This is a genomic window from Ferrovibrio sp. (assembly GCF_965278975.1).
Taxonomy (GTDB): Bacteria; Pseudomonadota; Alphaproteobacteria; order Ferrovibrionales; family Ferrovibrionaceae; genus Ferrovibrio.
Genome location: NZ_OZ257126.1, coordinates 3,525,232 through 3,540,925 on the forward strand (window position 1 = coordinate 3,525,232; position 15,694 = coordinate 3,540,925).

General features: G+C 64.2%; 18 protein-coding genes. All 18 read right to left on the reverse strand.

Annotated features, from left to right (window positions below; genetic code table 11):
- Position 1: 1 nt before the first annotated feature.
- The 18 genes from ACQY7X_RS16650 to ACQY7X_RS16735 all read right to left on the reverse strand — a co-directional run bounded on the left by ACQY7X_RS16650 (position 2) and on the right by ACQY7X_RS16735 (position 15,682).
- Complete coding sequence (locus tag ACQY7X_RS16650) at positions 2-1,003, reverse strand: aldo/keto reductase (protein WP_428246540.1); 1,002 nt, start codon at positions 1,001-1,003, stop codon at positions 2-4.
- 16 nt (positions 1,004-1,019) lie between these two features.
- Complete coding sequence (locus ACQY7X_RS16655) at positions 1,020-1,415, reverse strand: hypothetical protein (RefSeq protein ID WP_428246541.1); 396 nt, start codon at positions 1,413-1,415, stop codon at positions 1,020-1,022.
- A 42-nt stretch (positions 1,416-1,457) separates the two neighbouring features.
- Positions 1,458-1,895 (reverse strand): hydroxyphenylacetyl-CoA thioesterase PaaI, encoded by a 438-nt coding sequence (gene paaI, locus ACQY7X_RS16660; protein WP_428246542.1) that lies wholly within the window; start codon positions 1,893-1,895, stop codon positions 1,458-1,460.
- A 3-nt stretch (positions 1,896-1,898) separates the two neighbouring features.
- On the reverse strand, positions 1,899-2,690 hold the full coding sequence (locus tag ACQY7X_RS16665; protein WP_428246543.1) for an enoyl-CoA hydratase-related protein: 792 nt from the start codon (positions 2,688-2,690) through the stop codon (positions 1,899-1,901).
- 113 nt (positions 2,691-2,803) lie between these two features.
- The gene (locus tag ACQY7X_RS16670) at positions 2,804-3,799 is read right to left on the reverse strand and encodes a GGDEF domain-containing protein (RefSeq protein WP_428246544.1); all 996 of its coding nucleotides are present in this window, start codon (positions 3,797-3,799) and stop codon (positions 2,804-2,806) included.
- Positions 3,800-4,043: 244 nt separating this feature from the next.
- Entirely contained in the window at positions 4,044-4,760 is a 717-nt protein-coding gene (locus tag ACQY7X_RS16675; protein ID WP_428246545.1) for an ABC transporter ATP-binding protein, read from the reverse strand.
- Positions 4,761-4,768: 8 nt separating this feature from the next.
- A complete protein-coding gene (locus ACQY7X_RS16680) occupies positions 4,769-5,524 on the reverse strand; it encodes an ABC transporter ATP-binding protein (RefSeq protein WP_428246546.1) in 756 nt (251 codons plus the stop codon).
- Complete coding sequence (locus ACQY7X_RS16685; RefSeq protein WP_428246547.1) at positions 5,521-6,612, reverse strand: branched-chain amino acid ABC transporter permease; 1,092 nt, start codon at positions 6,610-6,612, stop codon at positions 5,521-5,523. The genes ACQY7X_RS16680 and ACQY7X_RS16685 overlap by 4 nt, the downstream gene beginning before the upstream one ends.
- A 2-nt stretch (positions 6,613-6,614) precedes the next feature.
- A complete protein-coding gene (locus ACQY7X_RS16690) occupies positions 6,615-7,544 on the reverse strand; it encodes a branched-chain amino acid ABC transporter permease (protein ID WP_428246548.1) in 930 nt (309 codons plus the stop codon).
- Between the two features lie 83 nt (positions 7,545-7,627).
- Positions 7,628-8,824, reverse strand: coding sequence for an ABC transporter substrate-binding protein (locus ACQY7X_RS16695; RefSeq protein ID WP_428246549.1), 1,197 nt, complete (start codon positions 8,822-8,824; stop codon positions 7,628-7,630).
- Positions 8,825-9,180: 356 nt separating this feature from the next.
- Entirely contained in the window at positions 9,181-10,440 is a 1,260-nt protein-coding gene (locus ACQY7X_RS16700) for an amidohydrolase (protein ID WP_428246550.1), read from the reverse strand.
- 21 nt (positions 10,441-10,461) lie between these two features.
- A complete protein-coding gene (locus ACQY7X_RS16705) occupies positions 10,462-10,734 on the reverse strand; it encodes a hypothetical protein (protein WP_428246551.1) in 273 nt (90 codons plus the stop codon).
- Positions 10,735-10,844: 110 nt separating this feature from the next.
- Entirely contained in the window at positions 10,845-11,660 is an 816-nt protein-coding gene (locus ACQY7X_RS16710) for a DUF4886 domain-containing protein (RefSeq protein WP_428246552.1), read from the reverse strand.
- A gap of 67 nt (positions 11,661-11,727) precedes the next feature.
- Positions 11,728-12,333: a DUF2889 domain-containing protein gene (locus ACQY7X_RS16715; protein WP_428246553.1), complete on the reverse strand. Its 606-nt coding sequence runs from the start codon at positions 12,331-12,333 to the stop codon at positions 11,728-11,730.
- A 94-nt stretch (positions 12,334-12,427) separates the two neighbouring features.
- A complete protein-coding gene (locus ACQY7X_RS16720) occupies positions 12,428-12,922 on the reverse strand; it encodes a hypothetical protein (protein ID WP_428246554.1) in 495 nt (164 codons plus the stop codon).
- Positions 12,919-13,485 (reverse strand): response regulator, encoded by a 567-nt coding sequence (locus ACQY7X_RS16725; RefSeq protein ID WP_428246555.1) that lies wholly within the window; start codon positions 13,483-13,485, stop codon positions 12,919-12,921. The genes ACQY7X_RS16720 and ACQY7X_RS16725 overlap by 4 nt, the downstream gene beginning before the upstream one ends.
- Positions 13,486-13,632: 147 nt before the next feature.
- Positions 13,633-14,802, reverse strand: coding sequence for a benzoate/H(+) symporter BenE family transporter (locus ACQY7X_RS16730; protein ID WP_428246556.1), 1,170 nt, complete (start codon positions 14,800-14,802; stop codon positions 13,633-13,635).
- 91 nt (positions 14,803-14,893) lie between these two features.
- A complete protein-coding gene (locus ACQY7X_RS16735; RefSeq protein WP_428246557.1) occupies positions 14,894-15,682 on the reverse strand; it encodes a DeoR/GlpR family DNA-binding transcription regulator in 789 nt (262 codons plus the stop codon).
- Positions 15,683-15,694: the final 12 nt, after the last annotated feature.

Here is a 15,694-nt window from a genome sequence, read left to right on the forward strand (position 1 = left end):
CTCAACCTTCATCCGCTTGCGTGCCCTTGAAGCCCTCCGCCGTGTAGCGGTCGCCGGCGGCGAAGCCGCGCGGCAATATGGCCTCGATGGCGGCAAGGTCGGCGGCATTGAGCGCGATATTCAGCGCGCCGAGATTCTGTTCCAGATAGCTCAGGCGCTTGGTGCCGGGGATCGGGATCAGGTGCTCGCCGCGCGCCAGCACCCAGGCCAGGGCAAGCTGTGCCGGTGTGGCGCCACGCTCGACCGCCAGTTGCTTGAAGCCGGCCAGAGCCGTCCGGTTGCGGGCCAGCGCCTCGGCCTGGAAGCGCGGATTGGATTTGCGGAAATCGCCATCGGGAATCGCGCTGGCATCCTCGAACTGCCCGGAGAGGAAGCCACGGCCAAGCGGCGAGTAGGGCACAAAGGCCGTGCCGAGTTCGGCGCAGGCAGCCAGCATGCCGTCTTCCGGCTCGCGGCTCCACAGCGAATATTCGCTCTGCACGGCCGCGATGGGATGCACCTTGGCGGCGCGGCGCAGATTGGCAACAGAGACTTCCGAGAGGCCGATATGGGCGATCTTGCCCTCGCGCACCAGCGCCGCCAGGGTCTCGATCACTTCCTCGATAGCGCGGCCTTCCTCGTTGCGGTGGATATAATAAAGGCCGATGCGCTCAAGCCCCAGCCTGCCGAGCGACTCTTCCACCGCGCCCCGGATATAGGCCGGCGAATTGTCGATGCGGCGCTCATAGCTGTTTTCCTTACGCACGATGCCGCCCTTGGTGGCGATCACCACCGGCCGGCGCCACTCTTTCAGGAAACGCGCCAGCAGCGCCTCGTTGCGGCCGAAGCCATAGATATCGGCGGTATCGAAGAAGCTGACGCCGCGCTCGGCGGCCTGCAGCAGCACGCGCAGCGATTCAGCATCATCAGTAGCGCCATAGAATTCCGACATGCCCATGCAGCCGAGGCCGAGGGCCGAAACCAGGGGGCCATGCCGGCCAAGCTGGCGTTGCGGCAGAGACATGCGGATACCTTTCCGTTTAATCGAGATGTTCGGTGGAGGCGGCAATGCGCCAGCCTTCCGGCAAGAGTGCCAGATTATAGGATTGCCGCCAGCTTTTCAGCGCCGCGCCACCGGCATCGAGCAGATCCCAGGTGACACTGCTAAGCATGGCGCGGCTGCCGATGGGCGTGACCGCCAGATCGTGGTAGCGGCAGGTGCAGCAGCCCAGGGCGGCATAGCCATCCAGCGCCCGCTGGAAAAAAGCTTCCAGATCGGGCCGCGATTGCAGCACTTGCACCGCGCCATCGCTGCGGATCGCCAGGCCGGGAACAGCATAAAGCGACACGACACGCGGGCCGTTGAAACTGGCAAAATTGGTGACGAATTGATCGAAGAAAGCAGCGGCCTCACGCCGCAGACCAGCTTCATCCATGCCCAGCCTCCCTGCTGGCTGAAGAAATGGGGCAGTCAGTATTCAGGTCAAGCCAGGGACTACGGTGCCTTTGACTTCGCGTGAATGACCACGGAACAGGCCGACCAGCGTGCCATCCTGGTCGCGCACCTCGACATCATAGACTCCGCTGCGGCCGGTATGCGCCGCCTCGCGCGCTTCCGCCGTCAGTACTGCATCGGGCGCCACCTTGGCGATGAAGCTGATATCGGCGCGCTGTGCCAGCGCCACCCGGTTATAGGAATTGCAGGCAAAGGCGAAGGCGGCATCGGCGAGCAGGAAGATGTAGCCGCCATGGCAGATGCCGACGGCATTCAGCATCTTCGGCTGTACCGCCATGCGCAGCTTGGCACGGCCAGGGCCGGCCTCAAGCAATTCGACGCCGAGTTCGCGCGTTGCCGTATCGGCGGCGGCCATGGCACGGCCCACCGCCTCGGCGACCTGCTGCGGATCCTGGGTCACCGGTTACTTGCCGGTGAACTTGGCCGGACGCTTCTGCAGGAAGGCGGTCACGCCTTCGATGAAGTCGCGGCTGCGGCCGGCGACGCGCTGCGCCTCCAGTTCGACTTCGAGCTGCTGGTCCAGCGTGTTGGAAGCCGCTTGGCGCACGATCTTGCGGATCAGGCCGAGGCCCACCGTGGGGCCATTGGCGAATTTCGCCGCGATGGCACCGGCGGCGTTCATCAACTCGGCATCCTCGACGCATTTCCAGATCAGGCCCCATTCAGCCGCGGTTTCCGCCGGCAGCTTCTCGCCCAGCATGGCGAGGCCGAGCGCGCGGGCCGAGCCGGCGAGGCGCGGCAGGAAATAGGTGCTGCCGGCATCGGGCACCAGGCCGATATTGCAGAAGGCCTGCAGGAAGGTGGCGGACTTGGCGGCGATCACGATATCGCCGGCCAGCGCCAGGCTCATGCCGGCACCGGCGGCGGGGCCGTTCACGGCGCAGACGATGGGCATGCGGTAATTCGCCATCTTGCGGATCACCGGATGGTAGCGGTCATGCAGCGCCACGCCGAGATCGGGTGGGCCATCGCCCTGGTTGAGATCGCCGCTGGCAAGATCGGCGCCGGAGCAGAAACCACGGCCAGCGCCGGTGAGCAGCACGGCACGGCTTTCGCCATCATTCTCGATTTCGCGCAAGGCAGCGATCAGGTCACTCATCAGCCCCAGGCTGAGCGCATTGAGGCGCTCAGGGCGGTTCAGCGTGATGGTGGCGACGCGGTCTTTCTTCTCGACCAGAATATTGTCGTAGGCCATGCGTTTCTCTCCCGAAAGCGGTTATCGAACAGATGTTAGCCGAGCCGGCGTGGCGGCAAAAGCCTGACGTGGCGTAAGCGGGGAGAGATGCCTGGGGGTTTGTGCGGAGGGTATTACTGCCCGGCTGCGGCAACAACCAGATCGCGCTCGCTCAGCACGCGGTCGCGACCGGCACGCTTGGCGGCATAGAGCGCATCATCGGCGCGCTGGATCAGGCCGGAGAGTGTCTCGCCCGGGCGGTATTGCGCGGCGCCGACGGAGAGGGTGATGCGGCCGAGATCCTGGCCGCTGGTCCGCTTCACCAGCTTGCGCGCGGTAATGGTGCGGCGGATTGCATCCGCCAGCTTGATCGCCTGTTCCAGCGCCGTGTAGGGCAGCAGGATGGCGAATTCCTCGCCGCCATAGCGCGCCGCCACGTCCTGGCCCTTCACATTGTCGGCCAGCATGCGGCCGACAAGCTGCAACACGGTGTCGCCGGTCTGATGGCCGTATTCGTCGTTGAAGTGCTTGAAGTGGTCGATATCGAGCATCAGCAGCGACAGTGGTGCCTGTTCCTTCAATGTATCCTGCACCAGCAGGTGCATCGACTGCTCGAACGCCTTGCGGTTGGCCAGGCCGGTGAGTGGATCGGTCAGCGCCTCGCGCCGAGCCTGTTCGAAACTGTGCCGCAGTTGCTGCACTTCCGCAGTCGCCTCGGCCAGCCTGCTTTCCAGTTCCTTGTTGCGCTCCTGCATATCGCGGGTATCGAGCAGCATCGTATCGAGCAGGTTGTCGACGCCGCCTGGCGTATCGGGCATGGCATCGAGCTGGCCGGAGAATTGTTCGAGCTGGCTGCCATAGACCCGGGTATTCTGTTCCGCCTGGTCGATATGGCCACGCAATTCATGCATCACGGCATCAAGTTTCTCGGCGGTATGGCGCGAGGCATGGAACAGCCGGGCGGGCGAGAGATGCTGGTCATAAAGCTCCAGCACTACTTCCGGGGAAAAACGCTGCTTGGCGGCAACGATGCCATCCATGGCGCGCACCAGATTATGGTCGCGGCCGGCATGGTATTCGTACCAGACGGTAAAGTTGATTGGCGTCGGGGCAATGCCATACTTGGCCATGCTAGCCACTGCCGCATGGGCAAATTCCGCCGCCCTGTGCATGTCTTCGGAATACACGACGCCGACTCCCCCTGAAGAGGCTTCCATTTGAAGCCAGGCTCATGGGCAATGCAACGGCAGTGCGGTTGATTTCGCAAGATTTCGTCACAAAGGCTTCATGCCTGGGCGAAGGCCTGCAAAACAGGCAGCGATAGCCCCTATCTTGCGCAGAAAACCGCCGCTGACAGGTGCTGAAATACCGCTCTCAGACGCCGAGATAGCGGTGCTGCACGTCCGGATTCGCGGCCAGGTCGGCGGACGACCCTTCCCAGACCACGCGGCCCTTCTCGATCATGTAGTGGCGGTCGGCAAGCCGGGTCAGGGCTTCGACATTCTTGTCCACGATCAGGATCGACTGCCCGGCTGCCTTGAGCTGCTCGATGCAGGCCCAGATTTCCTGGCGGATCAGGGGCGCAAGACCCTCGGTGGCTTCGTCCAGGATCAGCAGATGCGGGTTGGTCATCAGCGCCCGGCCAATGGCCAGCATCTGCTGTTCGCCGCCGGAAAGCTGGTTGCCCATGTTGCCGGCACGCTCGGCCAGGCGCGGGAACAGGGCCACCACCTTGGCGTAATTCCACGGCGATTTGAGGCCCTGGCGGTTGGCGGCGGTGGCGACCAGATTCTCGCGCACACTCAGGTTTGGGAAGATCTGGCGGCCTTCCGGCACCAGGCCGATCCCGGCCTTGGCGACGCGATAGGCCGGCTGCCGGGCGATATCGGCGCCACGGAACCTGATCTGGCCGGTGGCAGGCGGGGTCAGGCCCATGATCGAGCGGATCGTGGTGGTCTTGCCCATGCCGTTGCGGCCCATCAGCGTGATCACCTCGCCAGCCCTGATTGCCAGCCGCATGCCGAACAGCACCTGGCTGCGGCCATAGAAGGTGTCGATGCCGTCGACGGTGAGAAGTTCAGCAGTGCTCATGCCCGGATTCATGCCCCGGCCTCCGCGCCGAGATAGGCTTCGCGCACCTGTTCGTTGCGGCGGATTTCCTCCGGCGTGCCGGTGGCGATGCCACGGCCATAGACCAGCACGGTGATACGGTCGGCGAGCGCGAACACCGCCTCCATGTCATGCTCGATCAGCAGGATCGAGACGGTGCCTTTCAGTTTCAGCAGCATCTGCACCATGCGCTGGGAATCCTCCGGTCCCATGCCGGCCATCGGCTCGTCCAGCAGCAGCAGCTTCGGCTTGGTCGCCAGCGCCATCGCCAGTTCAAGCTGGCGGTGTTCGCCATGGCTCAGCGCATTGGCCGGGATGCCGGCGCGGGCTTCAAGGCCGACCAGCTTCAAGGCTTCCAGTGCCGGGGCGGTGAGGCGTGGATCGCTGCTCACCGGCTGCCAGAAGCGGAAGGAATGGCCGTCATGCGCCTGCACGGCAAGGGCGACATTCTGCAACGCGGTGAAGGCCGGGAAGATGGAAGTGATCTGGAACGAGCGGGCCAGCCCGAGATGCGAGCGGCGATGCACCGGCAGGTCGGAAATCTCGTTGCCGAGGAACTTGATCGAGCCGGCATCGGATTTCAGTTCGCCGATCAACTGGCCGATCAGCGTGGTCTTGCCGGCGCCGTTCGGGCCGATCACCGCATGCACTTCGCCGGGCCGGATATCGATGGAGAAATTATCGGTGGCAAGCAGGCCGCCGAAACGCTTGATCAGGCCGCTCACTTCTAGCACGGGCTGGTTCATGGCAGCCTCCGCACGCCACGATTGGCTATTACGGCCAGGGCAATCGTCGCGGCGATTAGCGCCGCCGGGATGTACCACAGGTCCTCATAGAACAGGTGGATGCCGTGCAGCAGCACGAAGCCGGCCAGGATCGCTAGCAGGATGCCGCCATGGCCGCGCTGCAATGCGCCATCGATGCCGCCGCGCGCGAAGATCACCACCAGCACCAGCATCGGCCCGAAGAACAGCTTCCAGTATTCGGTATAGCTGGACAGGATTTCCTCCAGCGCCAGGAAGCTCAGCGCGCCGAACAGCGGCCCGAACAGGCTGCCCATGCCGCCCAGCACCACCATGACGATGAGGTCGCCCGAGCGGGTCCAGTGCATCAGCGCCGGGCTGACGAAATCGGTATGGTTGGCCAGCAGCACCCCGGCCATGCCGCAGGTGGTGCCGGCGATGACGAAGGCGGCGAGGCGGTAGCGGAAGACCGGGAAGCCGATGGCGGCCATGCGGCGATCGTTGCTCTTGGCGCCTTGCAGCACCATGCCGAAGCGCGAATTGACCACGCGGTGGCAGAGATACAGCGCCAGGCAGAGCAGCGCCCAGCAGAGATAGTAGAAGCTGGGGCGGTGCTTCAGATCGATCAGGCCGGCGAAATCCGAGCGCCGCAGGATGGTGAGGCCATCGTCGCCGCCATAGGCATAGGCGCCGTTGCCCATGTAGTAGACCAGCTGCGCCAGGGCCAGGGTGATCATGATGAAGAAGATGCCGCGCGTGCGCAGAGACAGCAGCCCCATGATCAGGGCGACGATGGCAGACATCAGCAGCGCCAGTGGCCATTGTGCCCAGGCGGCATAGACTTCGTGCTTCGCCATGATGCCGACGGTGTAGCCGCCGACGCCGATGAAAGCGGCATGGCCGAAGCTGACCAGCCCGCCATAGCCGAGAATGAAATTCAGCGACACGGCGGCGAGCGCCAGGATGACGATGCGGGTGAACAGCGTCAGCAGGAACGGGTCCTGGAATACCTGCGAGGCGGTCGGTACCAGAGCCAGCAGGGCGAGCAGGACCAGGGCGACAACGGTGCTGATGGAAAAACGCGTCTGCATGATCAGCGCCCCGGCGTGCCAGGGGCCGGGAACAGGCCGGCCGGGCGCAGCACCAGCACACCGGCCATCAGCAGGTAGACCAGCATGGAGGAGAGCGATTGCGCCAGGAAGCCCGCCTGCGACGGGTTGAGGAATTGGCCCAGTATCTGCGGCAGGAAAGCACGTCCCATGGTTTCCAGCACGCCGACCAGCACGGCGGCGATGAAGGCGCCGCGGATCGAGCCCAGTCCGCCGATGACGATGACGACAAAGCAGAGGATCAGCACATTGTCGCCCATGCCGATCTGCACCGTGGCGATCGGCCCGGCCATCAGGCCGGCCAATGCCGCCAGCGCCGAGCCGAGGCCGAAGACCAGGGTGAACAGCAGCTTGATATCCACGCCGAGCGCACCTGCCATCTCGCGGTTCGACGCACCGGCGCGGATCAGCATGCCGAGCCGCGTCTTCTGCACCAGCAGATACAGCACGAAAGCGCAGAGCAGGCCCATGGCGATGATGGCGAAGCGGTAGGTCGGGTAGGGCAGGCCGGGCAGTATCTCGATCTGGCCGGCCAGGATGGCGGGCAGTTCGATCGCCATGCCGCCAGCGCCGAAGATCAGGCGGGCGAATTCATTGAAGAACAGGATAAGCCCGAAGGTGGCGAGTACCTGATCGAGATGGTCGCGGGCATAGAGGCTGCGCAGCGCGACATATTCGGTGGCGATGCCGAGCAGCAGCCCGGCGGGCAGGGCGAGCAACGCGCCGATGTAGAAATTGCCGGTCCATTGCACGAAGACGGCGGCGAAATACGCGCCCATCATGTAGAGCGAACCATGCGCCAGGTTCACCAGGTCCATGATACCAAAGACCAGGGTGAGGCCGGCGGCGAGCAGGAACAGCAGCAGGCCGATCTGCAGGCCGTTTAGGAATTGCTCAAGGATCAGTAGTGTCATGGGGTCCAGATACGAGGCGGGGCGCCGGGGGATGAATCCCGGCGCCCCAGTCTTGTTATGCCAATGGTCTTGTTACGCCCAGCTTACTTCATCGGGCACTTCGAGGCATAGGGGTCCTGGAAGTCCTTCAGCACGGTCGACACGGTGCGGAGATCGTATTCGGTATCCGACACCTTGTAGACTTCCTGCTGATAGATGTTGTGGATCGGGAACTGGTTGTTGCCGAACTTCATCGGGCCGCGCACGGAATCGAACTTCGCCGCCTTCAATGCGGCGCGCACGGCTTCCTTGTCCTTCAGGTTGCCCTTGGTGGCAACCACGGCGGAGTTGATCAAATTGGCGGCATCATAGCTCTGCGCGCCATAGAAGGTCGGCGCCGAGCCATGCTTCTTCTTGAAGTCGCCAACCATCTTCTGGTTCGCGGCATAGGGCAGATCCGGCGCCCACCACAGGGTGAGGAAGGTATCCAGCGCCAGGTCCTTCTGCAGCTTCAGGGTCACCGCGTCCACCGTGTAGGTGGAGTAGAGCGGGATGTCCTTCTTCAGGCCGGCCTGGGCATACTGGGTGTAGAATTGCACGCCCCAGCGGCTGGGGAAGAACACGAAGACCGCATCCGGCTTGGCGGCGCGGATCTTGGAAATCTCGGCCGAGAAGTCGAGCTGGTCGGGCCACTTGGTCATGTCCTGGCCGACCACTTCACCCTTGAAGGTGGCCTTCACGCCGTTGACCATGTCCTGACCGGCGGCGTAGTTCGGCGCCACCAGATAAGCCTTCTTGGCGCCCTTCTGGTTCAGCAGTTCGCCCATCGCCATGGTGTTCTGGTCGTTCTGCCACGAAGCCGAGAAGAAATACGGATTGCACTGTTCGCCGGCGAGCTGGGAGGGGCCGGCATTGGCGCTGATCAGGAATGTCTGCGCATCCACCACCGGCTTGTAGGAAGCCAGCAGCACGTTCGACCAGATGAAGCCGGCGACGAAATCCACCTTGTCGCGCTGCAGCAGCTTCTCGGTCTTCTGCTTGCCGACTTCCGGCTTCTGCTCGTCGTCTTCATAGACGACTTCCACCGGGATGCCGCCCATCTTCTTGCCGAGATGCTCAAGTGCCAGATCGAAGGCCTGCTTCATGTCCTGGCCATAGGCGGCATTGGGGCCGGACAGCGTGGTGACGAAGCCGATCTTGATCTTCTTGGTCGGCTGCGCGGCAGCTTCAAGCGCACCGAAAGCCAGCGGCGCGGCCAGTGCCAGGGCGCTGGTCATGCGAAGCAGCGTGGACAATTTCATGGTTCTCTCCCCTGATCCGGCGGGAGATACCGGGCCGGCCACCCCGGCCGCGCCTTGCTCCCACCGATTATTCCTCACCCGGCCGGCAAAGGCTTCCGCCGATAACCGCCATCACACGAAACCGTAATGGCAGCCAGGGCTTAAGTCCACGCCGAGCCTAGGGCTGCGGGATATTGGCGCTGGCAGGAATAACGTCGGCGCGGGCGTTGACCGCCGCACGCAGCATGGGCTTGCGCCCCTTCACCCCTCCCAGGCCGCTCACGCAGCCATTCCTGCATTATAATGCAGATTTGGCGGGTGAGTGAAGCAGTATTTTGCTGCAATGTTTGCTGTCGCAAACAAATCGCGCGGTCTGTCTAGTCGAGCCACGCATAAGCCGCGCCGAGCATAGCCTGCACGCCGGTCTTGAGTGTGGGGTGGATCAGCGGTGCGAAGAAGGGCGAGTGGTTCACCGGCAGGGGCTCGCCTTTTTCCTGGGCTGCCTGCCAGATGCCGTGATCGGTACCGCCGATCAGCCAGAATACCGAAGGCACGCCCCAGGCGGTACCGAACAGGCCGAAATCTTCGCTGCCCGTGAGCGGCTCGGGCAATTCCACCGGAGCGACGCTGGCATGCTTGCCCATGCCATCGATGGTGCGCGCGGTAGCGGTTTCGTCGTTGATCGTGACCGGGAACTGGCTGATGACGGTGAAGGACGGTGGCTTCGGCGCGTTCGATGCGGTGGCTTCGGCTTCGACGATGCGCTTCACCGAGGCGAGCACGCGCTGGCGCACCTGTTCCTTGAAGCTGCGCACATTGAGGCGGAGGATGGCTTCGTCGGGGATGACGTTTTCATTCAGGCCGGATTGAATCGTGCCGACGGTGACCACGGCAGAATCCATCATCGCCACTTCGCGGCTGACGATGGTTTGCAGCCGCATCACGGTGGCCGACGCCATCACCACCGGATCGACGCTGTTCTGCGGCTGCGAGCCGTGGGCGCCGCGGCCAAACATGCGCACCTCGAAACTATCGGCGGCCGACATCGCCGTGCCGGGGCGATAGCCGATCTGGCCGGCGGGCAGCGGCACCAGATGCTGCCCTAAGCACACGGTCGGCTTCGGAAAACGCTTCACCATGCCATCGGCCAGCATGCCGCTGGCGCCGGCGCCGATTTCCTCGGCCGGCTGGAACACCGCCATCACGGTGCCGCGCCAGCTATCGCGGCTGTCACTCAGGATCTTCATCACCGCCATCAGCCAGGTGACATGCATGTCATGGGCGCAGGCATGCATGATCGACACCGACTGGCCGAAACGGTCGACGCCGGTGGCCGTGCTGGCATAGGGCAGGCCGGTCTTTTCCTTCACCGGCAGCGCATCCATGTCGGCGCGCAGCAGGATCACCGGGCCATCGCCATTCTTCAGCAAGCCGACCACGCCGGTCTTGCCGATGCCGGTATGCACTTCGGCGCCACAGGCTTCCAGCCATTTCGCGGCGATGCCGGCGGTGCGCACTTCCTGCAATGACAATTCCGGGTTGGCATGCAGATCGAGATAGATGCGCTCCAGTTCCGGCAGCATCCCGTCGATCATCTGGAAGGCCTTGGCGGAACGGCTGATATTCTGCGCGGTCATGAGGCTGCTTTCTGTTGCGGGCTATTGCAGGGCGGGAAAGGCGGGGGGCTGGCCGGCCAGCGCACGCGGCAGGCCGAGGCGGGCGCGGCAGGGCGCGTCATCGCCGAGCAGCGTATCGAACTGGTCGAGCAGGCCGAGGATCATCTGGCTGATGCGCAGCGCGTCGGCAGGCGGCAGGGCGTCGGGGGTTTCCAGCAGCGGCAGCAGTTGCGTGATGCGGCGCTGCAGGCTCTGGGCCTGCGGCGGCAATTGCGCAATCGTCGGGTCGCTATCGGTATCGCACCAGCGGCACATGGGCCAAGCTTGGCAGGCTTGCGGACGTGACTCAAGCTGGCTGGTGGTGAAAATGAAACACCCCGCCCCAGGAGCACTGGAGCGGGGTGGTGAAACGCCGCAGGCAGGGATTACCGCCCGAGATAGGACTTCACGGTATCCTGGGCCACCTGTTGCAGATGCGCGGTTACCTCCGGGCTGAGGCCGGCGCTGTATTTCAGGCCCACCGGCGACTTGCCGAACAGCGTGGCATAGGTGGTGGCAGCCGCGAGGTAGGTGCCGGGCAGGCTGGGATGGCGCTTGTCGGCGACATAGAGGTTGAGGTCCGGCTTCTGCGCGATGGAACGCGCGAAGGCGAGGCCGGCCGGAATCACCAAGGCGCCATTGTCATTCGCCGCCTTGGTATAGGCTTCGGCGAGCGGCTCGGTCATATCCGGCTTGTCCTGATAGGCCCAGGACATGAAGAAGACCGGCTTGGCGCCATGTTTGCGCACGGTGTCGCTGTGCTTCTTGGTATATTCGGTGAACACCTTGCTCAAGGTCGGATGCACCGGGCATTGGCTGCAATCCATCATCACCGCCACTTCAAACAGCTTATCGGTGGGCGGGTTGAACACCACCTCGTTGTTGGCGACGAAGGAATAGCGGCCGACGCCATCGGGGCGGAAATAGGAATTCACGTCATGCCAGTCGAGGCCGGAGCCGCTGATGGTGACGGACGAGCCGCGCACCTTATGCTCCTTCATGCCTTCGGCGACCATGGCGCCGACATGGCCGTGCATCGAGTTGTTGTAATAGAAGAAGCTGTTGCCGATGAAGATGATCGAGGCTGGTGGATTGCCACCCAGTTCCTTCAGCGCCGGCTTCGACTGTGCCATGCCTGCCGTTGCGGCAAGCGAGGCGGCGACAAGGGTGGTGATTGCGAGCGTGACCTGCCGCAGCTTCATGGCCGTTTCCTCCGATCTGTGTGGTTATTCAGCCGGAGGGGATGGTAGGGCTGCGTATTCAGCGGCGTCAATCGTTCTTCGGATCGGGCTTCGGCTCTGGCTCCGGCTCCGGCGGGATGAAGAATTGCGGCAATTGCGTGCGCACCACTTCGCCGCTGCGCGACCAGGAATGGCAGCCATCCAGATAGTAGGGCGGTTTGTCGCCGGCCACGCGCCAGATGGTATCGCGGGTGCGCTTCTCCGGCTCGGGCCCGCTGGTGATGGTCTGGAAGGCCACCGTAGCGATCACGTCGAGCAGCTCCACCATATGGGTGCAGCCCTTGGTGCCGCCGAGCCGCTGGCGCGTCTGCATCCGCCAGCCGCCGCCGATGCGCAGGCCGACAAGCTGCTGGAAACGCGGCGTCACATCCTGGCACGGGGTATAGGGCGCGGCATCGCTCACCGCTTCCACTTCCTTCACGATCATGTCGTCGCCGAAGGTGAGGCGGATGCTCATGGCATGCACCGGCCGGCCGGCGGGCATCATGCCACGGTAGAATTCCTCGTAATCGTAGGCCTTGGTGTCACAGATATGGGCCTCGACATCCCACAGGCCATCCTCACGGCGGAAGCCCTGGGCCTCGATGGCGCGGGTATGGAAATGCCGGCGCGGCGCCGGGGTGGAAAGCGGCATGGGGAAAACTCTGCTATTTCTTGGTTCTGCGATGGTCAGCCTATACCAGCCGGGCAGAACTCGTAACAGTGTTTTTTCCCGAGGGGCCGCCGTGTCAGCCCTCCACCTTGGGATATTTCGCCACCACCTTACGCAGGCCGTCCAGCAGGGTGGGGCCGGCGGCTTCCGGCATGGCGCCGAAGCTGATGGCACAAACCAGCCTCAGCGCCGCGCTGTGGGCCGAAACTGCCTCCGGATTATAGATCCGCGCCATGCGGAAGCGGTAGAGCAACTCGCACAGGCTGTCGGCGGCTTCGGTGATGATGGCGTGGCCGAAGCTGCCGCCGAGATCGCGGATATGCACCGCCTTGTGATAGGCGGCTTCGTTCAGCTTGTCGTTCGTCGGGTCGGCATCGAGCAGGGCCAGCAGTTTATTCAGCCGGTCGAGATCGGCGCCGACCCAGCCGAAATACTTCTCCTGCTGCGTTTCGATGAATGCCTCGGCGGCCTGCAATGCCTCGGCCGCGCTCTTCCCGCCATCGCGCTTGGCTAGGCGGGCAAAGCGCGATGTGACGGTGAGCAGGACGGCGTTGTTGTGCTGCTCGGTCATACCTTTGCCAGGCTGTTCTGCGCCGGGCCGGGTATCGATGGCAGTTCCAGGCTGTCGTCGGCGTCACCCAGGATGCGGCGGCGCTCCGGCCCCATATAGCGGCCATCCTGCTTGAAGCGGCGGTCGGGACCGATATAGCGCTCTGACATCACATAGGGCCGCTGGTCATCGGCCACCCAGGCGAGGCGGTCGTAAAGCTGCTTCGGCGAGATCGGCTTGGCCAGCACGAAGCTGGTGCCGCAATCGCGCGCCCGGGCGACATGGCGTTCCTGGGTGTGGCTGGTCAGCGTGATCACCGGCACATAGCGGTTCGGGTTCATGCCATCGGCACGGATCCGTTTCACCAGGTCGAAGCCATCGAGCTCCGGCAGCAGGCAGTCGCTGAAGATCAGGTCGAAGGCCTGGCTGCGGCTGATCTGCAAGGCTTCGCCGCCGGAATTGGTCGATACCACCGAGCGCACGCCAAAGGCATGCAGCACGCCCCTGAGCAGGTTGTGGAAATACGGATTGGGATCGGCAACCAGGAAAGTGAAGCTGGACAGGTTCAAGCTGGGCAGGGGCATTACGGCATCCTCTGGCAGCCCGCTTTTCTGCGGCGCCTGGGAATCACTTTAAACGCCGGAACCTGAACAACCCAAGGTAACAATTCCGCACAATCTAGACGAAAGCTGATCGATTCTGACCCAAATCCATCAAGGGCTTAGAGGGATTCAGCCTATGCCCCTCCAACGTGTGAGAGCCATCACCGCCCCGCCGGCAAGCAAGCCCCAGAAGGCGCCGCCGATACCGAGGAAGCTGACGCCCGAGGCCGCCACCAGGAAAGTGATGACCGCCGCCTCGCGGTCACGCGGTTCGGCCACCGCGCCCATCAGGGAATTGCCGAAGGCGCCGAGCAGGGCCAGGCCGGCGACAGCCTGGATCAGCAGCGGCGGGGCGGCGATCAGGAAGGCGGTGGCTGCCGCTGCTCCCAGGCCGAGCAGCACATAGAACATCCCGGCGACCGTGGCGGCCCAATAGCGCCGCGCCGGATCGGGATGCGCCTCGGGTCCGGCGCAGATCGCGGCGGTGATCGCGGCGAGGTTGACGCTGACGGCGCCGAAGGGCGCTGCCGCCATGCTGAACAGGCCGGTGGCGCGGAACAGCGGGTTCGGATCGGGCTGGAAGCCATTGACGCGCAGCACCGTGATGCCGGGGATGTTCTGCGACGCCATGGTGACGATGAACAGCGGCAGCGCCACGCCGATGATCGCCTCTGGCGTGAAGCGCGGCATGACGAATTGCGGGTTCGGCCACAGCGTGGCGGGATCAAGCTGGATCGGCGGCGTCGCCACGATGATCAGTACCACCGCTACCAGCACCGCCACGGGCACGGCCCAGAGCCGTTTCCAGCGCGCCATCAGCGCCCAGCTCAGCACGATCGGCAGCCCCAGCAAAGGATCGGCGGCCACGGCCTTCACCGGCGCCAGGCAGAGCGGCAGCAGCACACCGGCCAGCATGGCATTGGCCAGCGGCGCCGGGATCGCCGCCACCCAGCGGCCCAGGGTCTGCCACAGGCCGGCGATGAAGATCAGCAGGCCACAGAGCAGAAAGGCGCCGGTGGCGGCGGCGAAGTCACCGCCGGTCGCGGCGCCGGAAGCCGCCAGCAGGGCGGCGCCCGGCGTGGTCCAGGCGATGCTCACCGGCATTTTGAGGCGCAGGCTCACCATCACGGCGCAGAGTCCCATGGCGATGGACACCGCCATCAGGCCGGATGCCGCCTGGGCCGGGCTGGCGCCAACGGCGGTAAGGCCCTGGATGATCACGGTAAAGGAGGAGGCAAAGCCGACAAAGCCGGCCAGCAGGCCGGCAGCGAGCGCAGGGATCGAGAAGGCGGCAAACATGGCGGGCACATGGCTACGGAACGGGGGAGCCGTATCCTAGGCCAAAAGCCAGAAAGGGCGGAAGGGTCGCCGGCTTCAGTCCGCCGCTGGCCTAGTTCGTGTCGCCGCCGGCCAGTACCAGGCTGGCATTGGCCTGGGCAAGCTGCTCGGCGATGACCGCCGGCGGCTCCGCCTCGGTCACCATCACGTCGAAGGCGGCGAGGTCGCAGACCTTGATCAGACCGGATTTGCGGAACTTGCTGCTATCGGCCAGCAGCAGCACGGTCTTGGACAGCGGCATCATCACGCGCTTGAACTCGGTTTCGAACAGGTCGAAATCCATGCAGCCATGTTCGGGTGTGACGGCAGCGACCGAAATGACGCAGATGCTGGGCGTGAATTGCGAGACGAACCGGATCGCATCGGCACCGATCAGCGTCTGATCCTCCACGCGCAATTCGCCGCCCGGCAGGATGACACGGTGCCTGCCGCCGCCGGCAGAAAGTATTTTCGCCACTTCCAGCGACAGCGTGATGATGCTGAGGCCGCTGCGCTTGGCCAGTTCGCGCGCCAGGAAGCAGGAGGTGGAGGAATTGTCGAGGAACACTGTCGACTGATCGGGGATCAGCCGCGACGCGGTGACGCCGATGCGGCGCTTGGCCTCTGACATTTCCCGCATGCGGCGCTGGAACGGCGCTTCCTTGCGTTCCTCGTTCAGCCGCGCGCCGCCATGGAATTTTTCCACCAGGCCCTGCTGTTCCAGGAAGCGCAGGTCGCGGCGGATGGTCTCGTCGGAAACCTGGAATTGTTCGCTCAGGTCCTGAATCGAGGCGGACTCGGTCTTCTGCAGCCATTCGGCAATGCTGCGTTGCCGGATATTCAGCGTGCCACCATCGCGCATCGCCACGCCTCG